The organism is Serratia sp. JSRIV004 (assembly GCF_019968705.1).
Classification (GTDB): Bacteria; Pseudomonadota; Gammaproteobacteria; order Enterobacterales; family Enterobacteriaceae; genus Chania; species Chania fonticola_B.
The window spans coordinates 4,515,964-4,528,769 of the sequence record NZ_CP074140.1; the positions used below are offsets into that span (position 1 = coordinate 4,515,964).

11 protein-coding genes are annotated in these 12,806 nt (G+C 46.7%); 2 read left to right on the plus strand and 9 right to left on the minus strand.

Annotated elements, in window-relative coordinates; all coding sequences use genetic code 11:
- The first annotated feature begins 195 nt into the window (after window positions 1-195).
- Window positions 196-768 (plus strand): recombinase family protein, encoded by a 573-nt coding sequence (locus KGP21_RS21550; RefSeq protein ID WP_223536230.1) that lies wholly within the window; start codon window positions 196-198, stop codon window positions 766-768.
- A 296-nt stretch (window positions 769-1,064) separates the two neighbouring features.
- Entirely contained in the window at window positions 1,065-1,667 is a 603-nt protein-coding gene (locus KGP21_RS21555; protein WP_223536232.1) for an inovirus Gp2 family protein, read from the plus strand.
- A 574-nt stretch (window positions 1,668-2,241) separates the two neighbouring features.
- Here KGP21_RS21555 and KGP21_RS21560 read toward each other — a convergent pair.
- The 9 genes from KGP21_RS21560 to KGP21_RS21600 form a co-directional block, all read right to left on the minus strand.
- Window positions 2,242-3,969: a UvrD-helicase domain-containing protein gene (locus KGP21_RS21560; protein WP_223536235.1), complete on the minus strand. Its 1,728-nt coding sequence runs from the start codon at window positions 3,967-3,969 to the stop codon at window positions 2,242-2,244.
- Entirely contained in the window at window positions 3,966-5,852 is a 1,887-nt protein-coding gene (locus KGP21_RS21565; RefSeq protein WP_223536237.1) for an ATP-dependent endonuclease, read from the minus strand. The genes KGP21_RS21560 and KGP21_RS21565 overlap by 4 nt, the downstream gene beginning before the upstream one ends.
- A gap of 172 nt (window positions 5,853-6,024) precedes the next feature.
- Window positions 6,025-6,576 carry a toll/interleukin-1 receptor domain-containing protein gene (locus KGP21_RS21570; protein ID WP_121607601.1) on the minus strand — a complete coding sequence of 184 codons (552 nt, stop codon included), beginning with the start codon at window positions 6,574-6,576 and terminating at the stop codon, window positions 6,025-6,027.
- A gap of 408 nt (window positions 6,577-6,984) precedes the next feature.
- Window positions 6,985-7,278 (minus strand): TIR domain-containing protein, encoded by a 294-nt coding sequence (locus KGP21_RS29800; protein WP_371824830.1) that lies wholly within the window; start codon window positions 7,276-7,278, stop codon window positions 6,985-6,987.
- 227 nt (window positions 7,279-7,505) lie between these two features.
- Window positions 7,506-8,093 carry a hypothetical protein gene (locus KGP21_RS21580; protein WP_223536240.1) on the minus strand — a complete coding sequence of 196 codons (588 nt, stop codon included), beginning with the start codon at window positions 8,091-8,093 and terminating at the stop codon, window positions 7,506-7,508.
- A gap of 3 nt (window positions 8,094-8,096) precedes the next feature.
- Entirely contained in the window at window positions 8,097-9,239 is a 1,143-nt protein-coding gene (locus KGP21_RS21585) for a toll/interleukin-1 receptor domain-containing protein (RefSeq protein WP_223536243.1), read from the minus strand.
- Window positions 9,240-9,286: 47 nt separating this feature from the next.
- On the minus strand, window positions 9,287-10,129 hold the full coding sequence (locus tag KGP21_RS21590) for a toll/interleukin-1 receptor domain-containing protein (RefSeq protein ID WP_223536245.1): 843 nt from the start codon (window positions 10,127-10,129) through the stop codon (window positions 9,287-9,289).
- A 62-nt stretch (window positions 10,130-10,191) separates the two neighbouring features.
- A complete protein-coding gene (locus tag KGP21_RS21595) occupies window positions 10,192-11,808 on the minus strand; it encodes a CBASS cGAMP-activated phospholipase (RefSeq protein ID WP_223536247.1) in 1,617 nt (538 codons plus the stop codon).
- 142 nt (window positions 11,809-11,950) lie between these two features.
- The gene (locus KGP21_RS21600) at window positions 11,951-12,550 is read right to left on the minus strand and encodes a TIR domain-containing protein (RefSeq protein WP_121607605.1); all 600 of its coding nucleotides are present in this window, start codon (window positions 12,548-12,550) and stop codon (window positions 11,951-11,953) included.
- Between the last annotated feature and the right edge of the window lie 256 nt (window positions 12,551-12,806).

The following is a 12,806-nucleotide window of genomic DNA, read 5'->3' on the forward strand; positions in this document are numbered from 1 at the left end:
AATGAAATGAAAATCATTCTCATTAATCCATTCGCTATAGGGAGAAATAAATAATAAATGACACCTGAATTATGCAAAAACGGCAAAGTGATTAACGATGTTATCCAAATCGCAATGCCGAGTGATTCTCATTCTCTATTATGACTTTATAGTAATGATTCTATCGTGTATTACTCTCTGAAATGGGGTTAAAAAATGGTATTTCATTTTTATTTGGCTTGCTCGGATACGAAGGCAGCAAGCCATATCAGACAGGATGTTACCTTTAAGGAGATATGCAAAGAATTTCCCATTTCACCTGATAATGTGGTGATTGAGATTGTTGATGAAAAACAGTCCGTATTACATCAACGACTATTGAAAGAATTGATAAATCAGAAAGCGAACAAAGGTGACACCATCATACTGACCGGCTTAAGTAGCCTGGGAAGAAATGTTGAGGATATACTGGATATTTTATTTTTTTGTTTCAAAAAAGACATCAATATCTATTGCTACCATCCTTACACTAGAATAGAGCCCTCTGTTGAAAGCTGTATGTCTTTTCTGATATCGGTACAAACAGGGGTAGATATTCAGAGTCTTAAATCAAGCAGAAGTAAGCACCGGAGAATCAAGAAACCGCTTGGACGAAAAGAAGGTAGTCAGCATAAACTCAGTATCTACACACTCAAGTTGAGAGGGTATAAACAATCAGAGGTAGCAAAAGAATTAAGAGTCAGTTTATCGACAGTTAAACGACATTGGAATAACGAAATTTTCGGTTAATTCAGCAAGTTAATTGCAGAGTAACTTTTAAACAGTCATCGCAGGCTGGGGCTGCCCTCATCTCAATTTTAGATGTTGGATAGGTATTATAATGGCCATCTACTCTTAGTTCTAACTAATGACCATCTAAGGGTAGAATTACTTAACAAGTAATTATCAGATCACAACAGCATGGGGATACTAAGATCTGACGCCAGTATATACCTTAATCATCGGTAAGGTACAGCCCTGCCTGCGTGGCAATAACTAATACGGTTTCTGACAGACTGTAGGCCTAATCACATAGGTATATTGATATGAAATATGTACAGCTTTATCGGACGAAAATTAATGTGTTATTGAATGCCCTGACGAATAAATATCCACGAGTTACAGCGGTAAGGGTGGATTTCCACTTTCCAGGTATCGTCGATGATGGTGATAACATTTGCTGTTTCCCTAATCTGGAACCGGGAGTAATGTCGCGGATGCGCGGCTCCCTAAAGGCTAAGTTGGAAGCGGACAAGATTCGTAAGCAACGAGAAGGTAAACGTATTTATCGCTGCCCTATGTTTATTATATGGGCGAGGGAGTTTTCTGAATCAGGTAAATGCCATTACCACATCTGCCTGTTATTCAACAAGGACGCCTACTACCACCTCGGTGATTACAATCAGGAAGACAATTTGAGAGGAATGATTACAGCGGCATGGTACAGCGCTTTAGGGCTGAAACTGGACGACCACCAAGGTCTAGTGCATTTTCCAGATGGCTGCCGCTACGTGCTGGACACTAACAGCCCTGACTTCAACGAACATTACCAAGACCTGCTTGAGCGCCTGGATTACCTGAGCAAAGTCGATACTAAAGTTTTTGGGGAAGGTGATCGTAATTTTGGTTGCAGTCAAATCGATTTATAACTCGCCAGTGGCCTTCTCTGCGTGAGAAGGCCTTATTACGTCAGGGATAAGTTATATGTCCCATGATCGCACAAATTAACCGGTAATCAGTGACGTTGAAGATCTCCGGGTTATCAGCGCTTTGCTCACCGATAAAGAAGACCTGAGCTCCTTTTTATTCAATGCTTCTTTCGCTTCTTCCTACACAGTTTCTAGCTCATTCAGAAACATGGTTCGTTTGGCCTTCGACCAGTCCCCCACTCAACGTGGATTTTGTAGCTCCTTAAGGGCTTAGGTTACCCAACCTCAGACAATACGGCCTTCGTTGGACGCTTACGAACCTGTTACGACGAAGTAAAATATTTACTGGCTTTCAAAGAACGAAATTCGCCCTTACTGAAGCCATAAAAAAACTTGTTGAATGTCTCAGGGCATGAAGCGAAAGTTCGAAGTTTATCAATGCCGAAGGTAAATTAATAACATTGCCGCGTATTAATCAACGGTAAGCAAGTCAGTAGCAATTAAGAAAGCCGCCATCCAAGAGGGATGGCGGATAAAAACCTGAACATAAGTCCAGTTTTGCGTTTAATCCGGTTCAGGCAGGGGCAATGACGGCAGGTTTGATCCGCTCCTGAAAACCAGCGCTAATGAGATTCTCCTTTAATTCTTTTAGGCATGATTGTGGCACAGCCAGCCAAAATAAGTTCTTTGCCCTGGTGATTGCGACATACCCAATCCGGCCTTCTTCATCACCTGTGCCTGAAAGCAACGCTTCGATATGGGATTTCTTCGCCAGGTACATAACTGCGCCGATAGACTCCCCCTTAACCTGGTGCACCGTTTCTACCCTGAGTCCATGTGTCTGAGTGACTGCTGTACTCGCCAATGGCTGGTCCGGTAGTGATTTTTTTGTCAGTTTGGTGCCAAGCGTGCCAGCAATTTTATATCCGTATTGTTTTTCAATCTCTGCGAGCAGCGCTTTGACATTCGTTAATAACTTGGTGTGCCAGTCTGTTTTCGCTGTAAGCGCAGACGAGGGGAGTCCCACATCTGCGCTGCGACTGAAACGCCATAGTAGTCGCTTCAGCCCGCTCATTCCGTCTTCATGTGATAGCCCCTGAAGTCCTGAACTGAGCCCATGGGGGGCATTGTCCAGTAAGCCAATGATTGCCCGGCAGACCAATTTAAAGCAGCCATGGTAGTTACTATGTTGATCTCGTAACAACGATGCTTCTGCTAAGACTTTGACCATACCTTGCCCTGGCGGGGAGGCTCTACCCGCAATTACTTCAGCTCTCCTCACCCCGCGACAAAGAATTACTGAATCCTGAAGCTGCATGCCTAACTCATCGATATGGGCCTTAAATGCTTCCGTTAATTTGGGCAGTTCAGATTCCTTATATCCGATGAAAAATGCGCCACCTTGTTCGTTCTGCCGGTCGGGCTCGTCATTACGGTCGCAGAGAGAGTTGGCGATGTTAATGATTTGCGGCAGGGAACGATAGTTGCGAGTAAGCTTGTAGCCGGTCACCTCAGCACGGGCCTCGTAGCTCTTCAGGAACTCTCCGTCAGCACCAGCAAAGCCATAAATCCCCTGGTTTACATCCCCGATAAGAGTTACCTGAACCCCTGAACATATAAGTAACTCTAATATTTCCTGATGCACTGTACCCAAATCCTGGGATTCATCGATAAGGATTTGCGGGTAGCGGGCTGCCAGCGCACGCAGTACGGCTGGTTGTGAGACTAGAGTCTGATAAACCCAATACCGGCCAAGATCATGAGTGTAGGCACCTGTCTTTCCCAGTCTATTAACGATCTTTAAAACCTCACTTTTATCAAGCAGCTCCAGCTCATCCCCTTTGCTTATAACAAAGTAGAAATCTTTATTAAACATACCTACTTTTATGTCTTTTAATGGCAATGGAGGGCTGCCTTCACGCCAATATTGAAACCTGGTTAGAAAAGGCTCCGAACCGGACACCAGGTACGCAGCCTGAGTTGCGGCCATAGTCCGGTAGGCATGGGGACGTAAAATATGTTTGGTAAAAAAACCGTCAAGTGTATCGACCTCCACCCGTCGACGATTAGCATCGTCCGGCAGAGCAGTTGCGAGCTCTGCATAACCTTTATTAAAGGTATTGACCGCTACATTAGAGAAAGACAACAACACAACTCGGCCGCGACTGCTTTGCATCTTCTGTCGAATGGCTATCAGGCGACGAATAGCTGTAGCTGTCTTTCCGCTTCCTGCGCATGCAGTGACAGCAATAGACACTAGTGGTGCATCGATAATGTCTATCTGCTCATTTGATAGTTTCATGGTTTGGCCACTCCCTGACAGACATGCTGGATAGCATTTTTAAGATATTCAGGCACTTCACATTCTGGCACTTTTAAAATCTGTTCAGCTAGTGCCTGGGCGAATCGACCTTTCTGAATATTGCCGTTGCCTTTTCGCTCAAACATACCGCAGAACAACGCTTTGGCTTTTGCTGTATTGTCTGGCTGAGCATCAACTATCTTACGCAGAGCTTTTGAGATTTTTGGATGCGGGTCGGCTAATGCAGTAAGCATTGAGTCGCGGTTCGCCTCGATGAGTGCCAGATCGTATTCCAGGGTTTTCAATCCATGAAAAACCTTCACGAAATCATCCTCCAGATTCTTCATCTTGATGGTATTTGCCGATAATCGCACCTGATCTCCCAACGCTGGATACACCTCTTTCCTTTTAACTTTTTTCTTTTTCTCAGCATCGCCAGCAGGCTCTTCCCCATCAGGAGCGTCTGTTTCTTCCTGGTAGGCAGCTTCAGCAAGTATGTCGTCAATTTCCTCTTCAACTTGTTCACCCTCTGCCAGGGCTTCAACCTCTTCTTCTTCAAATGGATCTGCATCGGTTACTACAGCGACGGGAATTCGCAGCCCCTGCTCTCCAAAAAGCGGGAGGAAGGAGTCAAAATTAAGTCCCTCAACGCTAATAAGACTGACCCCATATTTCCTGAGATCAAAGTCCATCTTTTTAGCAAGCGCGTCAATCAACATGAGTTCTGCAGCACCCTCAACGAAAATCACCCGGCGAGCAAAAAACAGTTCAGCCCTAGTTACGTCCAGATACCGCTCCAGCTTTTCACGTTTTCCCTTTTCAAATGTGATATCACGTGGAAAGAAGGTCTCTACGCCAGCTTCGTTCTCGATCAGGCATACAAGAGAGTCCAGCTTTGAATTACTAGCGAAATTCGGGGAATGGCTGGTGACAAACAGTTGTACAGGCTTTTCGCCTTCACCCGTTGGAATACCTGAAAGGTACTGCAGCAGCACGCGTTGCAGTTGGGGATGCAAATGCGCTTCTGGTTCCTCAATAATCAAACTCCTGAAAGCAGAATCAGGATTTTTAGCCAGTTCACTGAGTACTACCGCCATGAAGATCAGATTATTGAAGCCCAATCCATTCTTTTCAATCTCCATGGTTTCAGCCGTCATGGTCAGTCGGGAAGAGAGGCGCTGAAAGTCAGTCACGCTGAGCCCAACGGCAAGCTCCTGCGCTAACTGATCACCCATCATGGAATCGTGTCTGGTGGATATCGCTTTATGGGTGTTTTGAATGGACTTATTCTGTTTAAGTGTTTCGTCAAGGTCCTTTAAAGCCGTGTTGATCGTATCACGGCCTGCTTCATCGGTGAGCAAATGAAGTAAACGTGCCAACTGGCTGTTACGGTTAGGACGAAGGCCCTGCGCGGCATCGCGGAGAGGCGGGAGATAAACCCCACGAAGGTTCTCCATCATATCTGAGGTTAGTGAAACTTCCGGATGATCGCCGCACCAGCGTCTGACTTTGAATCGTCCCGTCTTATCCACATCGGTGTACAGAACATGGATATGCGCCTCCATGATCTTGTCCCCATATGGCTTGAGTGCGGCTATAAAGTCAGCTTCATCTTCAAGGCTAAGATCTCGGAAGACAAAATGGAAACTGATATCGCCAGTTGGATCGCCTTCATGTGGACGATGCCTGTCAGAAATATCGAAGCGAGGATAAATCTCATCATGACCTGCAAGAAGCGTCCTAAGAGCATCGACCACTGCACTTTTCCCTACATTGTTTGGCCCAACCAAAACATTCAAACCAGGTTGAAATTTCAGCGTAGCTTCACGCAGTTTGCGAAAATTCTTTATCGTGAGCTCTGCAAGATACATAAAGGTCTTCATCCTATAATGCTGTTCTGAATAATAAATAACGAGAAGACGTAAAATCATTCCAACTTGAATGACCAGTCGATTACAATCCAAATTCAGATACTTGAGTTACTGCCATCTTATCACCACAGGCATTAGCAAATAAGCACGCCTCCAATGGGCACACCATGTCACCGAGGTGCGGTCAGTACCCCGATAGCCAGTCCCTCAACGGAACAGCTGTGTTTGCTTTTGTATCAAGCACCATCCAAAGTTCCTGTGGTTGTCCTTTCAATAAACCCCAGACGACTCTTTGATAAAGCCCTAGGTACTCCCAGCTAACCCAGCTATCATCGTTTGCAGTATCCGAGGCTGGAAATATTGCAATTTTTGAAAGCCCCTTCGCGCCATCAGCAATGCCTAACTCCCAAGGCACCCAACGGCTCTCCTTGCTATTTTTAGTAGTAAGGAGCACGAATCTTTTTGTCTGAGCAATGCGTTGTTTAAGTAAAGCTGCGGTTTCCTCGGATGTGTAAGGTGGCATTTCGGGGTCAATTTCATCGATGTACACAGAGGCTCCATGATTCTGAAGTACCTGAATCGCGCCGGGTAGAACTCCCTTGTCTTTACTTGAGTGCGATAGAAACGTACTCATCGAAGCCGTGGCTGCCAAAGATTTGAATACGTGATCGCGAGTAGCTTGAGAGCTGTTAGCGGAGATGTTTCTTAGCTCCGCGGTTGTGACATTACGAGCCATACTTCTTTCCTCAAATGATAATATCAACCAAAACGTGCACCCTATAATGATCTGGAAGACCGGACTCTCCTGCGATGTCCGACCTTCTGCCGTAGCTAAAGCAGTGAGTAGTGAGGTTCTAAGGTTTGTAATTTTTACAAGTAGTGATGGCGTCCTCGATCTAGCTTTCGATGTTGGCCTGGATGGAGGCATAAACCTCTTTGCTATAATTCCCCGCTGGAGTCATCAGCTTCGCATATCTAGATAGCCTCACTGTGTTATTTTTCAGTGTGACTGCATCGAAGGGGATAGAACCAGCGACAGAGGTTTTCTGGTAGCTATCATTAGACCATTACACAAGAAGACGGTTGATCCGAAGAGCGACAACGCCTTTTCCTGCGTTCCACCCCTAACGACCTCCTCCAGTACTCACGGACAGGTAGCGGTCTCTGAGCCCACGAGGACAACTACACATGATTTGCCTACAAGACTATCGTCGATCCATCTCTCAATCGCCGTATCACCCTTTCTTTTGAATTCCTCCCACTCATTGGCGGTGGCCAGTATTAGTTCACCACTACATATTGCGCACCTGCTGGGTGCGCTAAAAGTCGTTAGCAAAGTGGAAACTGAAGAACACATTTCGAACCATTGATAGTTCCTTCTAGGTTCATGGAGATATCGGTTATGGCTTTGCTCCTCCAAAAGAGTTTTTACTCCCATAACGAGCTCGGCGTCGCTGATTGAGTGGGATAGAAATATATCGAATTTATTGGTCTGCTGAGGCCCAGGATAGGCGTTTCTTAGTATTTCCTGAGCATTTCATCGACCACCCACTGCTCTTTTTTCTGCGGACTGAGCCTCTGACTTTGTGAAAAATGCCTTTTTTATTTTTCCTAGATCAATATCGATAACGTAGCCGATCAACCCCAATGCCGCCTTATTGCTTGTCAATTGGATTGAGAGCAGAGCGGTTTGGATAGATAACGATCAAATAAAGATGCAAAATCCACGTCTTCCAGACTGCCTCCATCGAAGTAGCCATGATCCCTTGCAAGGCTCAGTGCAGCGCCTCCAGGGGCGGCGACCGGCAGAATTATTGCGTCAGGATGAAATTGCTTAAAGAGCTCATACTCAACCTGAACTCCCTCCATACCCCCTACAAAGACTGCACCAACTAAGTCGCATCGAGACAACATTTCCTGCCGCATAAGATGTAGGCTGCCGTCTAGATCATCAGGCACTGCGTCGGTGTAAACGACATTGTCGAATCGCTCATTTTCTTCAGGGTACTGGCCTTCGAAAAATCGGCTCTGGTACAATACAACGGAGCGAGTGTAATCGACGCCCAGATCTTCGCAAATACTCCAGATCATGGGTGTTATTGCAGGGTGCCCCCCCCATACGATTTTCATTTTTCTTACGACCGCGATGGCAAACTCACGTACAGCACACTGAATCAGGAACGGATCAGCAGTTTCGTAATAATCACCGCGTCCATTGACCGGGACGCTTGCTGAAAGAAAAATAGAATCCACTTTTTACACCTCCCAATCCGCAAACTGCCAGCCGGCCTCGCATGCTTTCACCCACTTCGTTGCCTGGATGTGCGAGCCGAGCCAATCCATATGATTCAGCCACTGAGGATTTAGCCCCACATGGTCATACAGTATAGCAACTGATTCATCTGGATAGTTCATTGAGGCTTCATGCATGGTTGATGACGTCGGTACCCCGACCGTCGGGTAGACCACTATTATTCGGCCTGTGGGCAGATGAACTTTGATTTCCCTCCCCACTCCCATACCAATGACTTCACCACCTATGGCCTCAATCCCAATGCGCAAGTTGCTGACTAGGTTGATAGTCCTTACAGCATGACTTTTGCTGCGCACCGTCTCAAGCTGAAGACAAATGCGGTCGATAGCGGAATTCTCGATACGTCCTGTTCCGCCGTCCAACTCACCTTCAGCTAACTCAGCGAGGCTTGCAGTACCCAATCCACGATCCTGCTTCGTTTCAGGCCAAGCGACTCGAAGGACACTGATACCTTTCGCGAGAGCCCGCCCAAACTCAGCTGATGTCCAACGACTATTAAAATAGTCAGGAGTATCTAACATCAACAGCACGTCAGAATCGCAGAGTCTATGCCACAACATGGTCTGAAAATCCTCTGCTGGCGCAATACTATGAGTATCAAGGAATACGTCGAAATGGCGTGCTGATAGAGCATCGAACATCTGGAGCGCGGCAACTCTGGCCTCATCCCGACGGTAGCTTACGAAGACCCTTCGTTGTTTCGGAAGCAATCCAGCGCATTCAAGAAGAGCTATCGAGACACGCTTAGCACCGCCATTTGCGTAGGCCAGACAGTTTAGCGGCCGCAGCAGCTCAGGGATTTCCGCAGATACATGTCGTAGATCGGATACAACTGGAATTACAGGAGTACCGCTGCGGAGCAAACTCGGTAAGCTTGGGTGATCTACGCCCTCTCCTCCAAAAAATACAACCGCACTCGATCGCAACTGGTTTGGTGTAAACATCTCGGGAGCTACCTCCCAACTGATCTCCTGACCGAGTCGTAACCCGTACATCGCCACTGCAGTTTTAACCGCATCCTCCAAATCACGAAGTTGCGCGTCTGAAGGGGAGCCTATAACAGCAAGCTGATAGATAGGAAGCATGGATGCCCTTGTATGCAATTACAGTTATCGTCAAATGGTGTGGTTTCTCAGCTGAATCTGGGGGCCTCTAGTAGCTTCGCATCAACCCCCAGTTCCGCATAAAGTTTATCAACATGTTGGAGCCCGCTGATCCGCGTAATGGAATCGGAGCCATCCGACAGGGAGTAGGAGCTTAGCCACTTCATAAACTGTTCATAATCCAACGAGTAAGTGGACTGCGGGAGTAAGTATCTAAACTCAACGTGTTTACTATCAAACGCGGCTTTTTCTAATATCCGATAATCCTCCATACCCATCCCGTATTTGTCGAGATGCTTGCGCTCTGTCCGTTTTACATTTTGTGCAAACATAAGTTCGGAGAAAATCCAGGGAGAGGAAAGTCGCTCCGTATCCGACATGTATTCATCAATCTTGATCGAACTTTCCGTGCCTAAGAAAACGAAAAGCTCAGAGCGATGGATCATCTGCTGGAGCGCTGCATTTAGGATTAGGTGAACATTAGTTGTCGTTCTGTTCCTCAGTGCGTAGCTATAATTTTCCCAACCCGGGGGGATACAGAATTTGTTATCAATTTTCTTAAGTAATTCATCAGCATAGCCCCATACGCATGAATCGACGAAAGGCTTCAGGCCAATTTCTTCCAGGCTTAAAGCAATACGGATGGCCTGATCTTCATCGTTATGTGAGTGGGAGATGAATACGTCAATCTCCGTCTCTGGAAATACGCTTTGCTGGATTTTCTCTGCATCCAGCAGGTTGTTACCATTAAGGAGGTACTCTTCAAGCCTGATGGCAATGTTGTCTTTTTTCGCTTTGTAGGACGCGACGTCAAAATCACTCCATTCTGAAACGGACTCAACGACATTCTCAATTTTCAAGTCTAGGAACATACAACCCTCATTTATTTAAAGTAGCTTGGGATTATGTGAACTGATTTCTCGCAAAGCGCCGGTTAAAAACGCTCCCATTTATCGGCATGACGACCATCAAAAAACCTCGAGCGCACTTCTGTAAAGTGTTCTTTTCCGGCTTCATTCCCACGCGCAGCCATTTCCTGAATTGCCTCTCTGTCATCAAGCTTGATTTCGACAGGGGTTTGTTGGTTGATGCGCAAATGGCGAGTGGGTCCTAGGAAACTTTCAGCAAGTGCGAGTGCGCCGTGCTCCTGTGCAGCAAAAAATAGGTCAGCGCTATGAGGTGCCCATCCGGCTTTGCCTTTCCCCAGTTGGTCAGTAAAATCGCTTTCGCTGCTGAGCGTTCCAATGCTCAGCACATCGATACGATCCAGTGGAATTTTTAGGTATCTGACAGCTTCAGCAAGCGCAGGCAAAATAGGATTGTTTGCCCAAACCCCCCCGTCAAGGAACGTTTCGAGGGCGATTGGCCCCTCCCAGGTTGACTCGTCGAAGAATGTTGGTGCTGCTGACGAAGCCAGAGCCGCATCGACGGCAGAGATATCGCGATACGCAGTACGATCTGGACTGTGAGGTGTTACTATCGCCTCTGCTTGTCCCTGTTTCGCTCTTACAGTAGGTATGACCAAGCGACAGCATGAATTGGCAGCCAGTGTCTTTTCGCCGTACACTTCTGCAAGTAGCTGTCGTAAGGTGGTTGAATCATGTTTGGATTTGAGCCAATGTCTCAGCTTTCGATCCTTAGGAAAAATTTGGGGGCCCTTTTCTTCGTAAAAAGCCAGAATTTCACTTGGGTTCAGGCCAAGGGCTAGACCGATGGCAAGGATAGCGCCAGTCGATGTACCTGCAACCAGGTCGAAATGGGAGATGATGCCATTACCGCCGCCGGCTTTGAGCATATCGTCCCACTTGGCCAGCACAGCTGCAGTAAATGTGCCCCTCAGTCCGCCACCGTCTAAAGCCAAAATTCGGAAATTTCGGCCTCGTGTTATATTCCTTCGCGAGAGGGGCAAATTTTTGAGCTGCTCGACGATCAGATCGACAACCAAATCAACATTAGTGCCAAGCGCAATGACCTCGTTAGCCTCTTGACTCAGTCCGTTTTTTAGGCGTTTTATTAGCGACGGATCTTCATTGAGATAGCCAGCAATCGCGCCGCCAAACCCGGCTGCGACGAACCCAGGCTTTCCAAGCTCCAGCATGGTGTCTAATTCATTGGGCACACCCGCATTCGCTTTATTGACATCCCACCAGGCGCCACCGACACAAACAATCGCATCAGAGCGATCGGCCATCCAATCACGCATGGGTGTCAAACCATTTATCGGATTTCCATCTGCGGACTCTGCCGGAACTATCTCGACAGCCGCATATATTCGTTGATCATCGATTTCAGCAGCATACTGAGCTGTAGCGAAGCTTTTTGCTCGTACCAGAGTGAGCGCACATTTGTCCCCACCTGCATCAATAAAACCTTCTGCTGCCTTCTTTAGAGGAGCGTTAAAAGAAGGGTGACTGCCATGTACTATCGTTCCCCCTTCTGCGAAGATCTTTGCCGCAAACTTGCCCACAAAATGGGCAATATCTTCGTTATGCTCTTTGTTAGATCCGGATAGATGGATTCGCACGCCCGCCAGGCGTTGTTTAACTGCCATTCTAAGCACCCATATTTATCTAGAGGCATGATTGTCTACTCTAAGCCGAACAGCTTGGTCAGAATACGGCGTCGCATATCAGTCCGTTCGCAGATAGCTCACCGGCAAAATGAAAACGTTCAGACGTAAGAGCTCGTGTTGACTAGCGGCCAGCAAGTGCGGCGGCTGTTTCAATCCACCCAGATATGTTTTCTCTGCCGTTTTGAGCTGCGTAATCATATCTTAGGGAATGATCTGAAATTCTCGTTACAGCCGAGGTTGTGGGGGCTGCAAACAACAGATCGGATGCAGGAATAGCTGAGGTGTAGTCCTCATACCTTACCCATTTACCGTTTTTAATTTCAGCAAAATAAATTTGTCCGTTCGAACAGTAAACTCCGACTTCGGAAAGTGGATCGATTCCTTTTTTCCCCAAAACCTGCGCATTGTTTTTTACGCCATGAATGTCAACTGTCAGCAGGCCATTTCCCTTTAAAACGCTGCGTACAATTTCATATCGGACCCAACGCCTGCTAGCAGTGTATTGACCAGCCAAAATACACGTAACCGATGTATTTTTTAGCCCCTCGCGCAGAAAATTCTTCAGGATGTTGTCACCTTCTTTCTGTGATGCTTCGAAAACGCTAGCATCATAGAATCCCACTGATTCTTTATCTTTGCCCACAACCCAGCTGTTTCTGACATTCCACGCACGCCATACATCTTCTTGATAGTGGAATGAAAAGAACGTTTTTCTCGGCATACCTTGCCTCCTTCCGTATGAATTTCTACCTACTTATTCCTAGCATCCGTTGCTGATGGCCAATAAACATACTGTGAGGCACCGTAAGGATGCTGCCCGATATCGACGAACACTTAGGGTTTCTAGGCTATCACCAAACATCCTCCTGCAACATCACTCTAGCACGTAATAATGGCGAATAGCCGGCCTCATCAAGTGTATTCTTGCGGAGTTGCGGCAATCATCACATCACATGACTCTGGCACAATATTCGTAA